The sequence below is a fragment of the Pyrinomonadaceae bacterium genome (genome assembly GCA_036277115.1).
Taxonomy (GTDB): Bacteria; Acidobacteriota; Blastocatellia; order Pyrinomonadales; family Pyrinomonadaceae; genus UBA11740.
In genome coordinates, this window is record DASUNM010000023.1 from 549,395 (window position 1) to 568,155 (window position 18,761).

20 protein-coding genes are annotated in these 18,761 nt (G+C 56.2%); 7 read left to right on the forward strand and 13 right to left on the reverse strand.

Annotation, left to right across the window (positions count from 1 at the left end):
- Positions 1-4: 4 nt before the first annotated feature.
- Positions 5-1,204 carry an aminotransferase class I/II-fold pyridoxal phosphate-dependent enzyme gene (locus VFX97_09275; GenBank protein HEX5703374.1) on the reverse strand — a complete coding sequence of 400 codons (1,200 nt, stop codon included), beginning with the start codon at positions 1,202-1,204 and terminating at the stop codon, positions 5-7.
- Between the two features lie 78 nt (positions 1,205-1,282).
- Positions 1,283-2,185, reverse strand: coding sequence for a tetratricopeptide repeat protein (locus VFX97_09280; GenBank protein HEX5703375.1), 903 nt, complete (start codon positions 2,183-2,185; stop codon positions 1,283-1,285).
- A gap of 178 nt (positions 2,186-2,363) precedes the next feature.
- Here VFX97_09280 and VFX97_09285 point away from each other — a divergent pair, with 178 nt between their 5' ends.
- Positions 2,364-3,161 (forward strand): urate hydroxylase PuuD, encoded by a 798-nt coding sequence (locus VFX97_09285; GenBank protein ID HEX5703376.1) that lies wholly within the window; start codon positions 2,364-2,366, stop codon positions 3,159-3,161.
- Between the two features lie 387 nt (positions 3,162-3,548).
- On the forward strand, positions 3,549-4,178 hold the full coding sequence (locus VFX97_09290) for a Fe-Mn family superoxide dismutase (GenBank protein ID HEX5703377.1): 630 nt from the start codon (positions 3,549-3,551) through the stop codon (positions 4,176-4,178).
- Between the two features lie 94 nt (positions 4,179-4,272).
- Here VFX97_09290 and VFX97_09295 read toward each other — a convergent pair whose 3' ends face one another.
- A complete protein-coding gene (locus tag VFX97_09295) occupies positions 4,273-5,316 on the reverse strand; it encodes a cytochrome c peroxidase (GenBank protein HEX5703378.1) in 1,044 nt (347 codons plus the stop codon).
- A 270-nt stretch (positions 5,317-5,586) separates the two neighbouring features.
- Here VFX97_09295 and VFX97_09300 point away from each other — a divergent pair, with 270 nt between their 5' ends.
- Complete coding sequence (locus VFX97_09300; protein HEX5703379.1) at positions 5,587-6,546, forward strand: hypothetical protein; 960 nt, start codon at positions 5,587-5,589, stop codon at positions 6,544-6,546.
- A 191-nt stretch (positions 6,547-6,737) separates the two neighbouring features.
- A complete protein-coding gene (locus tag VFX97_09305; protein HEX5703380.1) occupies positions 6,738-7,259 on the forward strand; it encodes a hypothetical protein in 522 nt (173 codons plus the stop codon).
- Here the strand turns inward: VFX97_09305 and VFX97_09310 are convergent.
- The 6 genes from VFX97_09310 to VFX97_09335 all read right to left on the reverse strand — a co-directional run bounded on the left by VFX97_09310 (position 7,256) and on the right by VFX97_09335 (position 13,127).
- A complete protein-coding gene (locus VFX97_09310; GenBank protein ID HEX5703381.1) occupies positions 7,256-7,654 on the reverse strand; it encodes an MmcQ/YjbR family DNA-binding protein in 399 nt (132 codons plus the stop codon). The genes VFX97_09305 and VFX97_09310 overlap by 4 nt on opposite strands.
- Positions 7,655-7,755: 101 nt before the next feature.
- Entirely contained in the window at positions 7,756-8,625 is an 870-nt protein-coding gene (gene ispH, locus VFX97_09315) for a 4-hydroxy-3-methylbut-2-enyl diphosphate reductase (protein HEX5703382.1), read from the reverse strand.
- Between the two features lie 56 nt (positions 8,626-8,681).
- Positions 8,682-9,512 carry a hypothetical protein gene (locus VFX97_09320; GenBank protein HEX5703383.1) on the reverse strand — a complete coding sequence of 277 codons (831 nt, stop codon included), beginning with the start codon at positions 9,510-9,512 and terminating at the stop codon, positions 8,682-8,684.
- Between the two features lie 289 nt (positions 9,513-9,801).
- Positions 9,802-10,212 carry a hypothetical protein gene (locus tag VFX97_09325; protein HEX5703384.1) on the reverse strand — a complete coding sequence of 137 codons (411 nt, stop codon included), beginning with the start codon at positions 10,210-10,212 and terminating at the stop codon, positions 9,802-9,804.
- Positions 10,213-10,383: 171 nt separating this feature from the next.
- Complete coding sequence (locus VFX97_09330; GenBank protein HEX5703385.1) at positions 10,384-12,249, reverse strand: hypothetical protein; 1,866 nt, start codon at positions 12,247-12,249, stop codon at positions 10,384-10,386.
- Entirely contained in the window at positions 12,246-13,127 is an 882-nt protein-coding gene (locus tag VFX97_09335) for a DEAD/DEAH box helicase (protein HEX5703386.1), read from the reverse strand. The genes VFX97_09330 and VFX97_09335 overlap by 4 nt, the downstream gene beginning before the upstream one ends.
- A 180-nt stretch (positions 13,128-13,307) precedes the next feature.
- Here VFX97_09335 and VFX97_09340 point away from each other — a divergent pair, with 180 nt between their 5' ends.
- The gene (locus tag VFX97_09340) at positions 13,308-14,357 is read left to right on the forward strand and encodes a hypothetical protein (protein ID HEX5703387.1); all 1,050 of its coding nucleotides are present in this window, start codon (positions 13,308-13,310) and stop codon (positions 14,355-14,357) included.
- Between the two features lie 49 nt (positions 14,358-14,406).
- Here the strand turns inward: VFX97_09340 and VFX97_09345 are convergent, their stop codons facing one another.
- The 4 genes from VFX97_09345 to VFX97_09360 form a co-directional block, all read right to left on the reverse strand.
- The gene (locus VFX97_09345; protein HEX5703388.1) at positions 14,407-15,129 is read right to left on the reverse strand and encodes a DUF2071 domain-containing protein; all 723 of its coding nucleotides are present in this window, start codon (positions 15,127-15,129) and stop codon (positions 14,407-14,409) included.
- A 16-nt stretch (positions 15,130-15,145) separates the two neighbouring features.
- Positions 15,146-15,838: a YciI family protein gene (locus tag VFX97_09350; GenBank protein HEX5703389.1), complete on the reverse strand. Its 693-nt coding sequence runs from the start codon at positions 15,836-15,838 to the stop codon at positions 15,146-15,148.
- A gap of 96 nt (positions 15,839-15,934) precedes the next feature.
- Complete coding sequence (locus VFX97_09355) at positions 15,935-17,059, reverse strand: hypothetical protein (protein HEX5703390.1); 1,125 nt, start codon at positions 17,057-17,059, stop codon at positions 15,935-15,937.
- 160 nt (positions 17,060-17,219) lie between these two features.
- Positions 17,220-17,660, reverse strand: coding sequence for a hypothetical protein (locus tag VFX97_09360; protein HEX5703391.1), 441 nt, complete (start codon positions 17,658-17,660; stop codon positions 17,220-17,222).
- 183 nt (positions 17,661-17,843) lie between these two features.
- On the opposite strand from VFX97_09360, the gene VFX97_09365 reads away from it, so the two are divergent.
- Together VFX97_09365 and VFX97_09370 are read left to right on the forward strand one after the other, a co-directional pair.
- The gene (locus VFX97_09365; GenBank protein HEX5703392.1) at positions 17,844-18,209 is read left to right on the forward strand and encodes a hypothetical protein; all 366 of its coding nucleotides are present in this window, start codon (positions 17,844-17,846) and stop codon (positions 18,207-18,209) included.
- A 90-nt stretch (positions 18,210-18,299) separates the two neighbouring features.
- Positions 18,300-18,749, forward strand: coding sequence for a hypothetical protein (locus VFX97_09370; GenBank protein HEX5703393.1), 450 nt, complete (start codon positions 18,300-18,302; stop codon positions 18,747-18,749).
- The last annotated feature ends 12 nt before the right edge of the window (positions 18,750-18,761 follow it).

Here is an 18,761-nt window from a genome sequence, read left to right on the forward strand (position 1 = left end):
GCTCCTAGCCATTCAGTTTTCGCAGTCGCTCACTCGCCAGCATGAGCGTCTCGTCTTTTTTGCAGAAGCAGAAACGGACTTGCTGCGAGCCGAGGCCCGCCGCGTCCGCCGAGTAGAAGCTTGAGCCGGGAACGCAGGCGACGCCCACTTCGCGAATCAGGTGTCGCGTGAATTCGATGTCGTCTTTGAATCCGAAGTTGCTGATATCGGTCATGACGTAGTAAGCGCCGTCAGGACGAAAAGTCTTGAAACCCGCTTTCTCCAGTTCCGGCAGAATCAGATCGCGCCGCGCGCGATAGTCAGCTTGCAAATGATCGTAGTACGACGGCGGCAGCGACAGAGCGTAAGCGCCGGCGGCTTGCAAAGGCGCGGCGGCGCCGACGGTCAGAAAGTCATGGACTTTGCGAATCGCGCTCGTGATCTCCGGTGAAGCGATGCAGTAACCGACGCGCCAACCAGTGACGGAATAAGTCTTCGACATCGAGTTAACGATCACCGTGCGTTCACGCATACCTTCGATTTGCGCCATCGAGATGTGCGCGATCTCGGCGCCCTCACGCGGATACAAAATGTGTTCGTAAATCTCGTCGGTGAAGCACAGCGCGTCGAATTCCTGGCAGAGGCCGGCGATGAATTCCATCTCATCACGCGTAAAAACTTTGCCGGTCGGATTGTTTGGATTGCAGATGATGATTGCTTTTGTCTTCGGATTGAAAGCGGCGCGCAATTCGTCGCGGTCGAAAGTCCAATCCGGCGCGCGCAACGGCACGTAGCGTGGCTTGGCATCGGACAGAATCGCATCGGGCGCGTAATTCTCGTAGTAAGGTTCGAAGACGATGACTTCTTCGCCCGGATCGACGGTCGCCATCATGGCGGCAATCATTCCTTCGGTTGAGCCGCAGGTGACGGTAATTTCCGTTTCGGGATCGATGTCAAGGCCGAGATACCACTTCGTCTTCTTCGCAATTGCTTCGCGAAAATCCTTCGCGCCCCAGGTGATTGCATACTGATTCACGTCGTCGGCGATGGCCTGCATCGCGACGCGCTTGATGTCTTCCGGGGCGGGAAAATCCGGGAAGCCTTGCGACAGATTCACCGCGCCATACTTCATGGCCTCGCGCGTCATCTCGCGGATCACTGATTCGGTGAAGAGACTCGCTTTGCGCGAAACGTGACGGGAAGTTGAGGGTGCAGGTGTGCTCATTGTGACAGCCACAGATGGATGGATCACAAAACCGTTGGATTATTTCACTTGGGGTTATCGGTGTCTATTGTGCTGGGGCTACGACTGTGGCGGCTCCGACTTGAGTTGCTCAACAATCGACCGCACGGCCGTTGCTTGCGATCCATTAGGCGCTAGGCGCAAATAATTCTCATAAGCAACGATTGCTTCTTTCGGGTTATTGGCTTTCTCATAAGCCGCACCCAGCATCTGGTAGATGATCGGCTCAGTGTCGGCAAGCTGATTGACAGCGATCTGAAATTCGCGCGCCGCGAGTTCGTGCTCCCCTTTGTCTTCATAGATCAGGCCCAAGCCAACGTGCGCCTCGGGTTGAAAGCCGCGGCTCTCACGAATCGCGCGATTGAAGCTGCCGATCGCGTCATCGGTCTGGCCCATTTCGCGATAGATGCGGCCCTCAACGGCAGACGCCTCGGGATACGATGGGCGAGTACCGCGGGCGGCATCGACTGCGTTAAGCGCGCCATCGGTGTTGTTCAGATCCAACAGCACGCGAGCCAGGCCAACGTGCGCGGCGGGAAATGCCGCGCGAGCCTGCAGCGCTTGATGGTAGAGCTCAACCGCCTGCTGTCTGGTCTCGTCGGTCCTCGCCGATTCGCGCGTCGTTTCGGCCCGTTGAAAGATCAATTCGGCTTTATCCGTGGTCCGAGTCAGTCGAACCGGGACCTCGCCGCGCGCAGTGGCCGCAACCGGCATGGTGATTTCTTTGAAGCCGTTAGCGCGCACGCGTAGGGTGTGCGCCCCGGCGGTTACTTTCGAAAGGGCGAGCTTTCCACTTTCGTCCGTTGTTCCTCTGCGCACTTCATCGAGCCAAACAATCGCGGCCGGTTCAGTCACGACGGTCAATGTTCTTCCCGATGCCGCTCCGCCCGCGCCGGGCCGCTGGGCCACGACCGAGCCCAGCATGGCCAGCAAAATCAATTCAGCAAGAACGGTCCTCTTCATCATCTACAAGTACCTTTACCGCAATGAATTTGTGCCTGCAAGCATTTCCCTTCGAACTGCGTCTTGCAAAACTGTTGCGCCCGCACGCGTCTGGGTGTAATCTTCGCTCGCAATACCTAACAATCTGCACAACTTCTCAGTCCTGGCGTACAGGGACTGACTTCCGCTGGAGGTACGTATGTTGATTGATGCGACTGTCCATCTTCCCGTCAGTCTGGCGATGCTCGACGGCATCTTTAAGGCCCCGGATGTCCAGGAGCTGATGCGAATTACGTTTCGCTGGTTCCACTTCGTGGCGGGTGTTACCTGGATCGGGCTGCTTTACTTCTTCAACCTCGTCAACGTGCCGCTGCAAAAGAAGCTGGACGTGGACACGAAGAAAAAAGTGAATCCGGATTTGTTGCTGCCGGCGCTTTGGTTCTTCCGTTGGGGCGCGGTGATTACGGTGTTCTTCGGTCTTGCATACTTCGCGATGTACATTCTCAAGACGGACGTTAATAACGCGAACAACCTCGGCGGCCAACAGGCAAATGTCTGGAAGATTTTGCTGTTCTGGCTCGGCTACCCGATTTTCCTCTTCTTGATCCAGTTCCTGATCATCAAGAAAGTTCCGGCGCTCACCAAAGACGGACGCGTGTTCGCGATCGTGATGATCATCCTCGTGGCGGTGTTCACGTACGGCCTGCTGAGATTCTTCCCGGCCATGCTCACCCCCGAATGGACGAGCAACAAGACGCTCTCGATCGGTGTCGGCGGCGCATACGGTATTCTGATGATGCTGAACGTGTGGGGAATAATTTGGCCGGCCAACAAGCGCATCATTGCCGGCTTGCAAGGCGGTCCGCCCGCCGCGCCTGAACTGGCACGCCAGGCGTTCCTCGCTTCGCGCACCAACGCGTGGCTATCGCTGCCGATGTTGCTTCTGATGGCTACTTCACACGGCGACTGGCTAATCTTCAGCGGCAGGCTCGGTTAAGCTGCGGTAGGCACGCCTTCCGCGTGCTCAGCAGGCCAGCGGCTGCGTACCGAATGAAGTGCGCACCAGGACGAAGGGCACGGCATCACGTCGTGCCCTTTTTGTGAAATCGGCACTCGTTTGGAAATGCTGCTTCTTAGCTCGGTTAGGAGCTCGAGGTTTATAGCAACCGAGTCCTAACCATTCGAATTAGCTCCGTCAGGAGCGGGATGTAACCTCCCACATTTCGCTCCTGACGAAGTTCGACTAATTCTCGGAGCCATGGTGCTCTAGACATTCAGATCCTACGGTGCCGGGCTCTGTAACACTATTAACCAAACCTCTACATCCCTTCGTCACACTTTACTCTCATATTTCGCCTACGTTTTGTGTGATTTGGAGGAAGATATGTCTACGACTTATAAGCCGCAGCAGTTTAATCTCAGCAACTTAAAGGGCATTTCGGACGAAACGATCGAGATGCATTTCAAGTTGTACGAGGGCTACGTCAAAGAAACGAACAAACTGAATGAAAAGATCGCGGAGTTTATCCAGGACGCCAAAGTCGATCAGGAGGAGTTCGCGGCCTACTCAGAACTGACGCGCCGTCTCGGCTTTGAATATAACGGCATGGTGCTGCACGAATACTATTTCGAGAATTTGAAGAGCGGCGGCGGCACCGGCGATCCCACCGGCACGACGGGGTTCCGGCAGGCAGCAGAAGAATCCTTCGGCAGCTACGACATTTGGAAATCGAATTTCGTCAGCACGGGCAAGATGCGCGGCGTCGGCTGGGCCATCTGTTACGAAGATCCTTCGAACGGCAGGCTAACGAACCACTGGATCACGCTGCATGAGGTCGGTAATGTGGCGGGCTTCAATCCGATTCTGGTGATGGACGTCTGGGAGCACGCCTTCATTCTTGATTACAAGCCCGCGGATCGGCCGAAGTACATCGAAGCGTTCTTCTCAAATATTGATTGGAGCGCAGTCGAAGGAAGACTGCACCGGCTAACCGCGAAGCCCGTGGCGGCTTGATTGACGTCAAAATATCCGTTGCGAGAGTCGGCGGACCCCCGGCTACCATCTGGCAGCCCTTAGGGCTGCCTTAAAGACGGCAACGCTTTACAAATTATTGCTGTGGCAACGGCGGTTTCTTTAGATTGCAGTTCACCACGTTCAGCGATCTCAGAAAAGCCAGCAGATCCTCACGCTGACTCCCCACAAGCTTGTGCGGTTGCAGGTTCACCTTGTCGAGATACTGATTCGGTTTGCCGCCGCCGAGCATGATGTCCACCGCTTCTTCCAACGTCGCGGCGCTGCCGTCATGGAAGTAAGGCGCTGAACGCGCAATGTCGCGCAGCGTCGGCGTCATGAAAGCGCCGGTGTCTTTCGCATTGTTCGTGACTTTGAAGCGACCGACGTCAGGCTCTTTCTGATCCATGCCGATGCCGACGTTGTGATACTGAAAGTCGGTGAACAAAACGCCGTCGTGGCAGTTAGTGCACTTGATCGCCTGGAAGATGTTCCACCCGCGCCGCACCTCGGCGCTCATCTTTGATTCATCGCCCCCCGTTGATCTCCAGTGATCCCAGGGCGTGTCGCCGGTGATGATCGTTCGTTCGAAGGCCGCGATCGCCTTCACGATGTTGTCGGGGGTCGCATCGCTGGCGAACACCTTTTGAAACTGGTTGCGATAGCCCTGCAGCTGATTCAACTTCGCGGCGATCTCATCGGCTTTCGCGCCCATGTTGGCGCCCGTCCACGCGGCCATCGCCTGCTTTTCGAGCGAAGGGCTGCGGCCGTCCCAATAAAATTCTTTGTGATAGCCGATGTTCCAAAGCGTCGGGCTGCTGCGCGGCAGTTGTTTGTTGAACGAACCGACAGCTTTCGCCAAGCCATCCGTCAGGCCTTTCTCGCAAACATGGCACGAGTAACATGAACGCGTGCCGTCGCCGCTGAGGCGCTCGTCAAAGAAGAGTTGCCGTCCGAGCGCGACTTTCTCAGGCGTCATCGGATTGTCCGCCGGAATGTCCATCGGCGCGTAAGTGGTCAATTGCGCCGGCAGCGGCTCAATTTCCGGTGTGAATGTTGAGCTGTCTTTCGAACACCCGTGAATGACCAGGGCGGTGGCGAAGCAACTTAGCAGCAGAATCGCTTTCAGGGGTTTGGTCATGGCTTTCACCTTGGTTTGTGTGTCAGAACCGCGAGCGGACCGGGGTCCCCGCGCGGGCAACCCGCGTGGGGTGGTGGATGCGACCGGATCAAGAACGACATCGTTGAGTGTTCGATCCCGTCGCTACCGCTCCGGGTTCTGACACGGTCGGTCCACCCCAAGACTGTTTCGCAACGACTGCGACAATCTTTTCTCAAAAACGTTGAAAGCTCGTGCAGACTTTTACTATCGCTCCGGTCAAAAGTCTAGCCTGAGGTGTAAACTGAAACTATGGCGAAACAAACGAATGGAATTTTAATATGCGCTCTCGGTCTAATGCTGTCAGCCGGCTGCGCTTCCCACGAAGAAAACAAGAACACAACGGCGACGACGACGGCCTCGCCGCCCATCGTGAAGGAACTGACGGTGGTACCGCGCCCGCAAACGATCGAAGATCTGATGAAGCAGCGCGGCGAACAGGATCAGGCGCAGCCGGCGCTCAGCGTCGTCTCGCCGGCAAACAACGCGAGCATCAGCGGCTCGACCGTCGAAGTGAAGTTAGCGTTGAACGGCGATTTGAAAGGTTATGTTCCGCACAAAGATCCCGCAACCGGCAAAGGCAATCACATTCACGTGATCCTCGACAACCAACCTTACGAGGCTTACTACAATTTGGATCAGCCGTTTGAGCTGCGCAACGTCACGGAAGGCAAGCACACTCTGCGCGTCTTTCCCTCGCGGCCGTGGCATGAGAGCTACAAGAACGAAGGCGCGTTCCGGATGGTAACGTTCACCGTCAAAGGGGGCGGCGATCCTGCGAAGCCGACGACCACGAACACGGGGCAAGTAATGGCCCCCGCGCAAAGTCCGACTGCGAACGCTAGTCCCACGCCCGCTCGTGAGGGCAAGGACGTCACCGCGAGCATGGCCGGCGATGTCGATCTCACCAAACCGCTGCTCACTTATAGCCGGCCGAAAGGTGACTACGCCGGTGCCGAGGCCGATCCAATCATGATCGATTTCTGGCTCACTAACGGCAAATTACAGAGTGACGGAGGCGGCGAGTATCGCGTGCGCTATACGATTGACGGCGGCACGCCCAGGTTCATCGACGTTTGGAAGCCCATCTGGATTAGTGGTTGGACGAGCGGCAAACACACGATCAAGTTGGAGCTGGTCGATAAGTCCGGCAACCTGGTGGAGAACGGGGGCTACAACTCGACAACGCGCGAGATAAATGTCACGCGCTAAAGGGGTAGCCTCCGTTGAACCCTCTGAGTGTGCTTGAACCGAATTATTAACCGCTGAGACGCCGGGGTCGCTCCGGAAGGCGTAGAGAAAACTGGAATTCGCTACCCGGTAAAGGTTCTGCTTTGTCCCAGGGGCAGTCTGTGACACACTCTGCGCCGCAGTTTACAAATAACAAAGTGAGGATTGAGAAATTGAAGAGACTTATCATCCTGGCGTTTCCCCTCGCCGTCGTGCTGGCCTGTTCGTCACTAAGCGGCGACAAGTGGGAAACAGTAACAGAAGGCGGCATCACGGTTGAGATGCCGGGCAAACCGACGAAGCAATCGCAGGACATTCCCTCTGCCGCTGGCAAAGCGACTGGTCAAATGTTAACGCTGGACAAAGGCGCCCAAGCCTACGTGCTCGCGTTCCACGAATTTCCGGCAGCCGTCTCAAGCTTGAACATCGATCCTAAAGTGCTTCTCAAGGGCGCGTCTGAGAACGCAGTCAAAAATATCGATGGCAAGGTGACCAGCCAACGCGACGTAAACGTGGGCGGGCACCCGGGCACGGAACTGATCGGCGAAGGCAGCAAAGACGGCAAACAGATTGAGTTCACCATCCGCATGTATTGGGCCAAGCCCCGCTTGATTCAGACCCTGTACCTGAGCGAGAAGGGCAAAGGCGATAAGTCGAACGCCACGAAGTTTCAGGACTCGTTGAAGATTTCTTAACTCTTTTTCTTGCGACCGCGCGACTGGCTTGGGCGCGCCTCAGCTTCTCCGGCCAGTTGCGTGCGAAGCTTCTTTGGCAGCTTGTCAAAGACGAGTTGGTAGGAGTTTCGTAGCAGTTCTTTCAGCTCGCGATCGCTTAACACATCAAATCGCTCCAGCGCCGCCCATTTGTTGCGGGCCATGTAAGGCGCCGGATCGATCCCATCCTGTTCGATCAGCTCGTTGAACTTTTCTTCGGTGCACTTAAACGACAGCACGTACTTCGCTGGCGGCTCAAGCACCATCACCGCGAACATCTTCCCGGCGATCTTAAAAACGAGATCGTTGCCCCATTGCACATTCTCTGTCGCGTGCGGGAACGAGAGACAATGGGCGCGAACTGATTCAGAGTTCATGAATTACCAGCTTTGGAAAGTTTAGAGGCGGGCTACTGCCCGCCTAATTCGCATTTCAAAACCACCGGCGGGCGGTAGCCCGCCTCTAAACTGTGTGGGATTTATGGACGAGCGCCGTGCCCGTTGCTTTGGTTGCCGATCTCTTTCAACCGGCTGACGACCTGATCAATCAGCCAGTTCGGAGTGGATGCGCCAGCCGTGACCCCGACGCGTTTCGCGCCCTGCAAGTCGGTGGGATCGATCTCGTCCTGAGTTTCGATCAGGAAACTCTTCACGCATTGCTCTTCGCAGACGGCGAGCAGCTTGATGCTGTTTGAAGAATGTTTGCCACCGATGATGTAGAAAACGTCTACCAGTCCCGCGAGGGCGCGCGCGGCGTCCTGCCGATCGCGCGTGGCTGAACAGATGGTGTTGACGACCTGGGGCTCGGCGTCGGCTTTGGCTTTGACTGCCTCCGCAACTTCGAGAAATGTTTTGAGCTTCAGCGTCGTTTGCGAAACGACCAGCGGCGCGTGCAATGGCGGCAACGCTGCCACTTCATCCGCATCGCGCACGACGTATGTGTTGTCCGGCGCGTAACCCACGACACCAATCATCTCCGGATGATCCGGATTTCCCGCGACGATGACATGCCGGCCGTCTTTCGCGGCACGCTCTGCGAGTCGTTGCACCCGCGTCACAAACGGACAGGTCGCATCAACCACCTGCGCCGCGCGTCTTTCCAGTTCGGCCTGTATCTGCGGGGTGACGCCGTGCGCGCGAATCACCGCGATCTCGTCGGCTTTGACTTGCTCAGGATCCTGAATCGTCGCCACACCTTCGCACTCTAACCGCTGCATTTCCTGCGTGTTGTGAATCAGCGGCCCGAGCGTGCGCACCGGCGCGCCAACTCCGAGCGCGTCTTCAACCATTTCCACGGCGCGTTCGACGCCAAAACAAAATCCGTATTCGTTTGCTAAAAGGACTTCCATGTATGCGTAAATCCTAGCACAGCGAGAGACGGCTCAGAAGGCGGCCTCAAAAGTGGTTACTGCTTCACTTTATCCACCAGGGTCTTTACGCTACTCAACCAGGTCGAAATATCAAAGTTCTGCGGGTCGTCGTGCGCCTCAGCGATGGATGCGTCAACTGACGCGTGAAACGCGGGAAGCAGCCAACGATTGCTTCTGAAGCTTGCCGCGATATAGAGCAAGGCCAACCGGTCCAGTTGCTTCTGCGTAAATCCCGGTGTTGGGCCGAGATCAAAAAAAGTGTTCGGATTGGATTTGCGGCGAGGTTGAATAAGTTCAACATGCACGAACAAGCCGCCCCTTCGTTGCCGCGCCTGTTGACGTTGTTGCAAATTGGCAATGTCCCGGCCGCCTTCATATTTCGTACCGCGAGCCACCGCGCTAAAATTTGTTTTGGTCGCTGATTCGCCCAGGCGATTAACAAACATGTGAACCGGCGTGTTTGTGCCAAGCCAAGTAGCTAGTCTGTTGCCACTCCAAGTGGCGTCATTTATGTTCGCCGGAAAGTCCGCTGCTGCAATTTCAGGCGAACTGGTATCGTGAATCACAAAGTAACGCACTTTAGTGGCATTCTGGACCAGCGTTCCGCCAATAGCGGATTCAGTAATTCCACTCTCCGTCAGGTGTTGACGCAGTTTGACTAAGTCGATATTCATCGGCTTACCAACTAACTCTTCTAGAACACCTGGTAAGGTTTCGGGTGCTTGTCCGACGTTGCCGCCCCTCGCTACCGGACGAATTAAGCAGCGCGCTAACCGATTCTCATCACCTGTATCAAACGGGCATTGCTGCGCAGCCACGGTTCCCGAAAGAAGGACCAATAGCAAACATGCGAGTGTGATTCTCATAACTAATTCTCCTTTGTTAGGCCAAAGGCCGTGAGTAAACAAGACGAGATTGGGACGCCCGTGGTTTATGTCTTTCATCCCAAAAATCTTTCATCCAAAAATCAAGAGTTTATGGGTTTCATTCGCAGTGCAGGAAAATTGATGTGAGTGCCGGCAATAAGCAGCGCTAGCAAATGAGGAATGTTGTGACGATTGAGAGTCAGTACCGCGAGCGGTAGCGACCGGGTCCGGCGCTCTCACCCCGTCGCTACCGCTCCGGGTACTGACCTCGCTGCACTCGTGTCAGAACCTAATATTCTTGAGGTCGCCTATTCATTAAGAAGCTAATGCCAAGTAGTCCGGTAATTAAACCCGTGAGGATGGCTGAACCCCACATGCAATAACCGGCGAAGTTGCCCCAGGTACTCCAGGTGCCTTGAAAGCCCGAATAAACAAGAATCATGCACGCTAATCCATTACTTAAGATGCCTACAAGCATCGTGTTGACGGGCATCACGCCTCGATAAACATCTCGTAAGCCGAGGGCATAACCTAAGAGCAGGGCAAGAAAAGCCGCACCGAGCAGACGGGTAAACAAGAGGGGCTTTGGCTCAGGCACGCCCAACTTTTCAAACTGCGTTCCAGAGAGGAATAAGAGAGATGCAGACCAACCTATCGTTAAGGCTATCTTTAGGATCAAGGTGGCTTTCAGTAGATACATCACATTCTCTTCCGGCACGGTAACGGTGCGGGGACGATTGAGTCAGTACCGAGAGCGGACCGGGGTCCCCGCGCGGGCAGCCCGCGTGGGGTGGTGGTTGCGACCGGGTCCGCGGTCTTACCCCGTCGCTACCGCTCCGGGTACTGTCCTCGCTGCAAAGGCGACTCGCCCCTATCGAATCGGTTCGCGCAGAACAATCTCCGCAGCCTGCGACGCAAGCGCTGCCGCCTGCGGATGCGTGTCCCGCAAACCTGCAATTTGCAGGAGGGCCTCGCCGGTACGCGACAAAAGCCGGACCAGGTCGCCTTCTTCGGCACGTGTTTCGTGCACCAGCTCTTGCCAATCGATTCCGCCGACCCAGTGCGCGGCGGCGGCCGCAGCCGAAAAGTTAATTTCCGGCGCCGCTTCGATAGATTGCTTCCATTCTTCGTTCGAAACCTCAAACGAGATTTCTTCGAACTGCACGAGCAGACTCACAATCGCGTCGTCGAGTTCCAGCTCTCCGTAGTCTCGATCCTCATCAGCCGCGAGTGCCGCTATCAGCGCTGCGGCGCGCCTGGCATCAAGCGAAGCAAACAAGTTGCGCTCCAAAGCTTCGCCGATCAGCAAAGGCCGATCGACGCGCAAGTCCGCGAGCCACTTGCCGCGTTCGGTAACCTGTTCCTTCGCAAAGTCGAGATAGCCGAAATGTTCAAGCACGGTTGCGCAACGCTCAAACGGCTCCCAAATTTCACTTCGCAGGCCCTCGATCTGCCGGCTCGCGTTCTCGATGGCCCCCGCTTCTGTCTGAAGCGCCCAGAGTACTTCGACGATCGCCTCGCGGCCGTTATCGCCGCCCTCACCCGGCGCTAATGAATCGATGGCGTCGTTGAGTATCTTGAGTGCGTCATTTTCTCCGGCTTGCTCGTCGCGCAAGCGAGGTTCGGGTAATGCGAGTTCCGGGCCTCGATCGTGAATTTGATCGAATGCTTCTTCGGCCTTTTCCGGTCGCGTTGAATAAATAGGCGCGAACACACGGCCGACGCGCTGCAACGGAAACGATGCGAACCGGCCGTCTTCACGCATCGCGGTGACACCGTCGGACGTGCGCGTGATCACCAGCGCCAGCCGCCGGCCGCTGCGCCCGACAGCGACGACGCGTCCCGGCTGCGCCACCTTGTTTAGCCATCGCTGCCGCATCTCGCGGCGCGTCTGCGGCGTGCCTTCCAGCAAACGCGCGCGCGCGCTCGCCAGCCGCTCAAGCGCCAGCACAGTTTCCACCGGCAAATTGATGCCGGCCTGCGCGAGCCGATCACGAATTCTTTTCTTGTTTTCTTCGCGCTGTTTTTCGAGCGCATGAATACGCGGTAGCAGATTGCGGTAAGCGAAGCTTCTTTCGGCGATGTCGCGCACTTGCGCAAAGCTGCCGAACGCGTCGAGCAAATTAAGCAAAGACGTGTACGTCGCGCGGAACTGACTTTCCAAATCGTCGGGCGGTGCGGCGAGAAGTTGAGCGATGCGTTGCGGATTCTGATGTAGTCCCGGTGCGGCGATCACAAAACCGACGTTGTCTTTTCCACGACGACCGGCGCGGCCGGTCATCTGCTGCAACTCGGAAGCGGTCAAAGACTCCCAGCCGCGATTGCCGCGGCGATCGGCCACGGTAATCACCACCGTCCGGGCCGGAAAATCGACACCGGCGGCCACTGTCGCCGTCGCAAAGATCGCGTCCAGCAAACCCGCGCTCATCATCTTTTCAATGACCAGCTTCCACGCCGGCATGTGACCGGCGTGATGCGAGGCGATGCCTGACCGAACGATCGTGTCCCAGTGACGATGATCGCGAATTTCGGGATACTGCTCGACAAAGCTGCGCATGAAATCCAGGCGCGCCTCTCGACCTTTATTCATCGAACCCCGTCGGGACAAGGCTGCTTCGGTCGCAGCCTCATCGCACCGCCGGCGCGTCGGCAGAAAAACTATGGCCGGCAGCAGATTGTACGAGCCCAGGGCCGTCAACAATGTCGCCGGCGGCATTTCCGGCATGCGGAGTTTCATCGTCGTCGATAAGAATCCCGGCGCGGGCGCCTCATCTCGTCTCGCTGCTCGATTAGAGCCGCGATCTCGCCATTCAATTTTCCGCCTCTATCCAACAGCGGGACTAATCTCTTGTCCGGCATTAGAAACGCGGAACGCAGGGGCACCGGCCGCGCGCCCGGTCGTGTGACAACGCCACAGCGCACGCCGCGCAGTTCTTCGATCCACTTTGCCAATTCGGGAGCGTTACCGATTGTCGCGGACAGCAGCAGCATGCGAATACGCGACGGCGTCAGGATAATCGCTTCTTCCCAAACGTGCCCGCGATCTTCATCACCGAGGTAATGCGCTTCATCAAAGATTACGAGATCAACGCGCACGTCTTCGCCGCCCCGCAGCGCGTCGAATAGTTGATTGCGAAAAATTTCCGTCGTACCGACGATTAGCGGCGCGTCCGAGTTTTCCTTGCGATCGCCAGTGAGAATTCCGACGCGCTCTGCGCCGAACTCTTCGCCGAACTCCTGGTATTTCGAATTCGTGAGCGCCTTGAGTGGCGTGGTGTACCAGGCGCGCTTGCCCGCCTCGAGCAGCCGCCGAATCTCTTCACGCGCGATCCAGGTTTTGCCGCTGCCGGTCGGCGCCGTTACCAGCACATCTTCAAACTCAAGCGCTGCCAGTGCCTCGAGCTGAAAAGGGTCAGGCTTGAAGAGTGCGGGTTTAGGAGTGCCTATGCCGCCGAGCAAGTCCCGCAAGTCACGCTCGTAGTTACCACCTTTGATTGTGCCGGGAAGCTCACTCTTGTCGCGCGCGCGCGCTTTCTCGGGTTCTGCGCGGCTGTCGTGACGCCGGCGTTTGCGAAATGACTTTCCCTCGCGATGATCTCGACCTGAGCGACGCATAAACTGATTGTAGTCCAGCCCGCGTCACGGAACTATTTCGCATGCCTGAACGTCTCTTCTTGAACCATGAGCGTTTTCGTTGCGCGGTTGCGGCCTAATTGTCTGGCGTCTACTATTTCATTTGAGTGTTCACAACGCCGTCGGGGCAGGTAGCGTCTAAGCACACTCATTCAAGGAACAATGTTGGAATTCAGCAGTACAGCAGGACTTTTTGAGGGCTTTGAAGTTAACCGCGAGCCGTTTTGGCCGCGTGTCAGGTGGCTTCTGGTCGGCTCGATCGTGTGGCACCTCGTGGCGATGTTCGTCATTGTCATGGTCCCGCAGGTCCGGAACACGCTGGCCATCGCGACCATTTTCTCCGACAGCAGCTTCGTCGATCGGCCGTACGACAAAACAGAGATTGAAAACCTCGGCGAGATTACCGAAATCACCACCGAACAATTTCGTTATCCCGACGGCTACTTTCAGGTGGCCAACGGCGAGATGCCGTTTCCGATGCCGACGCCCACACCGAATTTGATTGTGAGTGCTCCGTTCACGCCCGTGCCGGTACCGCTTGATCCGGTTGCCGCGCCTTCGCCCTCACCGACGGCTTCGCCCCTCGTCGCCGGCAATGCGACGCCGACCCCCACTCCGAATGCGGAACAGGACGCCGCGCGAAAGAAGGCTGAAGATGAACTAGACAAGGTCGCTGCTGAGAACGGCGTCAAACGCCCGAACGAAATCAATACCCGTCCGTTCAAGGATCTACTTATTGCCGCCAAGAAGAGGCGCGATGAAAAACAGTTGAATCTTGACGGCGTGATCGAACTGACGGTCGAAGCCGATCGCTCTCCGGACGGCAAACTAATGAACGCGAAGGTCACCGACAAACGCGGAGACAAAGTGCTTGAACTCACGGCGCTGGAATTCATCGCAGCCCTCAGCGACAGCGGCGTGCTGATCTTCCTGGAAGACGCGAAGCACCTGCGAGTCTCCGTAAAGTTGGATCAAACCACCGTTGAGATTGTGGCCGCCACTGAAGTTGATTCCGAAGAGCGGGCCCGGCAACTGGAAAGGACCTACGGTTTGATGATCGTTCTGGGGCGACTGGCCAAACAGGGCAAAGACGAAGAGGTTTACTACAACCACACGCAGGTCAGCTCGAAAGAAAAAGAGGTAAGCGTGAAGTTCGCGATGCCGCGGGCTGAGATGGGTGCGCTGCTTTCGAAGTACGCAGCTGAGAAGTAGAGATCGTCACGTCAAATGTACGACAGTTGATGGCCAGAACGATCCGCGATTAAACATATAGATCGTCAGCGTTATGCCACTCATGAGCCACATTTCTCATAATCAAAGCGTGATCAAACGCGATTGAACCTGCCGGAAACTTCTCTGTATCCGCAAAATAACTTGAGTAGACCTTCTCGATGTGCAGCGGTTCAACGCGCCAATCCCTCGTTTCCAGCTTTAAGCCATCAAGCCTGCCAGGGTCTTTGGTAACGGAATAACCCAGCGAGCCGCCTTCAAAGAATTTTGAAGTTTCAGCCAGCGACGCAAAAACAGAAGTCGAGGGCATCGACTCTGCGATGACGCCCTCGACATCCACGGCAACGTCTCCATCGTCTGATCTCATTGACAGTTCTATTGCGTCTCCGGATTCGGTAATCGTGAACCGGGCGGCGTGATGCTCTCCGGGAAAAACCCTTCCGCCGAGCAGATGGTTGATCTGCGAGTTTGTGTCTCGGCGCGAAATGTATACGCCTTCGCGGCTTTCGTTATCGTCGTCCCAAAGCACGGCTACGCGATGCGCCGCGTTCTCGCTGCTCAGCCCAATAATTTCCGGCATTCGCTGCGGGCGAATGTGTTCAAGCCGAATCAGGCAGATGCCCGCAACTGCAAAACCGTTATGGAGCTTGGGCCGGAAGCGAGGTGGGAGCTGGCGTTGCATGACCGCCGGCTCAACGCGAAAGTTAGCGAGAATTCGTCGCCTGATCACCCCTTGAATCGTCGGCAGCTTCATTACTAAATCTCGTCGTTTATGGAATCAGACCAGCCGGGACTTTCCATTCGTGCAATTCAAGTCGCAGCCGATCGATCTTGATCATCGGATCGGTGGCCGCGAGATCCTGAGCTTCCTTTAATGAGCCAACACGGAAGACGAAGATGCCGCGCAGTTCCCCGTTTCCACCGAAAGGTCCGGCCACCACCAACTTCTTGGTTTCGGCCAGTCGATTGATGTTTGCGATGTGGGCTTTTTGTAATTCCTGGACTTCGGGAGTCTGGCCGTCGCCTTCTTTTCGGTTCGGGCCTCGCTTTAAAAAACCAAAGTACACAGTCTCATGGTTCGCCGGCTTGCTCGCTTTGCCAAAAACATCTTCGGACCACCATGGCAGCATCTCGTTAATGTGATGACCAGCCTTCGCCGCCGGATCGGCATCGGCCCAACTTTTCGCCTCTTCGACGTTCGCGGCGCGAAAGATGATGATTCCAACCGTGTCTGTGTTGTCACCGAAGGGTCCCGCGGCCACTGCCTTACCAGATTCAATTAGCGACATCACGTAATTGCGATGTTCTTGCCGGACCTTCTGAAACTCGACGCTCCTGTCAGTCCAGTTCGGGCCTCTCTTTACGATGGCGATATGGAACTGAACTAGCTTGTTTTCCTGGGCAAGCGAGAGAGAAACGAGCAACGGAAGGGAAAGAATGGCGAGCAGGACTCTAGCTTTCATTGATTGTTTGAGTTAACGAAAAAAGATCTTTCTTAGCGTCTTAGCGTGAACCCTTTTGTCTGTTGCTTTTCACTCAAGACGCAAAGGTACGCAAAGCTACTCCAACCTCGCAGTTTTCACGCAAGTGATTGGCGGCAGGCCTTCACGAATAGCCGTCCACGAATCGCCACCGTTATTCGATCCGAAAACTTTCCCGCTGCGGGTTCCGAAATACAGCCCCGTAGGATTGGCCGAATCGGATGACATGTTATCGCGCAGAATAGTTTCCCAGGCGTCCTCCTGCGGCAAACCCTCTGTCAGCGGCTCCCACGAGTGACCGCCATCCTTGGTGCGATACACGCGCAACTTTGCTTCGGGCGTGCAGCGAAACTCGTCCGATTCGATCGGAATGATGTAAACAGTGTCCGCGTCGTTGGGATCCATCTCCATCGCGAACCCAAAATCCGACGGCAGACCTTTGCCGATGTCCTGCCACGAATCTCCCGAGTCATCACTGCGATAAACGCCCCAGTGATGCTGAAGAAACATGCGATCAGGTTTCGAAGGATGGCTGACAACTTTGTGCACGCACTGTCCCCACTCCGGATATTGCTGATCGGGAGGCAGGAAGCGCGCACAGATTCCTTTATTCCGCGGCTCCCAATTCTCGCCGCCGTCATCTGTCCGATAGACACCTCCCGTCGAGATCGCGACGAACATTCTTTTCGCACTCGACGGATCGGGAAGAATCGTGTGCAGGCAAAGGCCGCCACCGCCCGGTTGCCACTGTGGTCGATGCGGATGATCAAAGAGGCCGCGATTGAGCGACCACGTCTCGCCGCCATCGGTTGATTTAAAAAGCGCGGCAGGTTCAACGCCGCAATAAAGCGTGTCGGCTTCGTGCGGATCCGGAACGATCTGCCAAACCTGTTTCAGGGAAACGTCTGAGCCTTCGGGAAATTTGATGTTGTAGGACTCGGGTTCGCTCCACGTCTTTCCAAAATCGTTCGACGAACTCAGAAACGATCCCCAATAAGGACTGTTCACCGCGACCCAAAGTTTCTGCCGGCCGTTCCGTCCATCGAAAGTCAACGCATAGACGCTGCGTCCCGGAAAGTACGGGCCCGCCTCTTCCCAGCGCTCGCGCTTCGCATCGCCGCGAAAAAGAAACGCGCCTTTCATCGTGCCCACCAGCAAAAGATTATCGCCGGCCTGAACCTTGATCTGGTTTGGACTTGGCATTGCGTAACCTCCAGAGAAGCTGCAGTGAACGCGCGCGCATTATATAAAACGACGCAGCGCGCCCCAAGCGGGCGCGGTAATGAAGAGCACGGTCGCACTCCGCCGGAGTGCTCGCACGCCAGAGGCGTGCGTACCGAGTAAATCTGGAATGTAAGAGTGGTTACGGACGATCAGATGAACTGCCGTAGACGATCACGCCGACGCGGCGCGCGACAGGCTTAGCATCCGCGGAGCGCGCCTTGCGGCTTTTCACTCGAGGCGCAGTCGACTCTAATTGTTCCGCAATCGCGCCCAACGGTGACGCAGGTTCCGTTTTGGGTTCATCGGTCTTAATTACCGTCGCGGCAGAGTCCACATGAGGCTGACGCTGCAGCCGCAGTGTGAGTGCGAGCGCGGTCGTGCCCAGAAACCCGGCAACGACAAGTATTGCTACGATCATCCGCGGTTTTTCCAACCACGCAAACCAATCGCGCTCGCGTGGTGCAATCGACTCAACGGGACGAGCTATCAAAACTGCAATGTCGTCAAAGTGCGGTTCCGAGAGTTCGACCGGCGCCGTTTCGGTGGTGATGTCCTGCTGTTTCATGGGAGCGTCATCCATGTTTTACTGTTCTCCGTTCGTACGTTTACCGGGGAGCACTGTTACCAGAAGCAATCTGCTGTCCGCCGGCGCCGGCACAACGGAATTCTAAGAAACGAACAACAATTGCGTGGACAGAGGTCAGTCTGTGTTTGAAAACCAGAGTCGCAGACGAAAGTCTGTGCCACTTCGGACGAAAAAAGCATGAGATATGCAAGATTGTTCGCCGACGACACCGGCGAATCGCACTTCGACGACGTCGAGATTGAGTTCACAGCTACCGATTACGTGCAATCAGCCGCACCGGTCGATTTCTCAGCGGCCTTGCCTGCATCCCAAGTCGCATTTATGCGCGCGCCGGCAGGGTGGGCCAGCGAGCTTCACGTTTCGTCTGCGCGTAGCATGTTCGTGGTGCTCAGCGGTGAATGGGAAGTGACGGCGAGCGACGGCGAATCTCGCCGATTCAGAATGGGAAGCACGCTGTTGGTCGAAGACACCAGCGGACGGGGACATTCTTCACGAGTAATGAGCGACACCGATTCGATTGCGGCGATGGTCGAGCTAGATTAACGACTTCACAGAAAACATTGACATCGCCGCTAATCCGCATAGAATCCGCACAATCGTTATTGCCGAATCTACCAAGAGGAGTCCCCTATCATGACTTCAAGAGTTTTGCGAATGCTCTTGCTACTGCCGATGGTGGTTGGCTTGTTTGTAACCCAAACTGGCGGGGCAGAGCCCGCGCTACCAAACCCGATTTTGTACATAACCGGCTACGAAACCTTCCAATCCGCCGGTAAGCGAATGATTCGATACCGATACGATGTTTTCAACAAGTCAGCGTATCCGGCCGATTTCTTTGCTGCTTCCCCTCAACTTCCGCCGTGTGGCAATAACACCAAAGCCGCGCGCACATGGGTGGATTTTTATGATCAGAATGGGAAGCGGCTGAACGGGTTCTGCGCTCTGAGCAAACCTGCGGATCTCTCAAATATTTGGTTTGCCCTTGAGGAAAACGTCGTTCCGCCGAGCTGGGTCTACATCGAGCTGAACGATCGGCAAACGAACACGAAGTACAAATCCAATCTGGCCGACACCACGAATTAGACGCCACTAAAA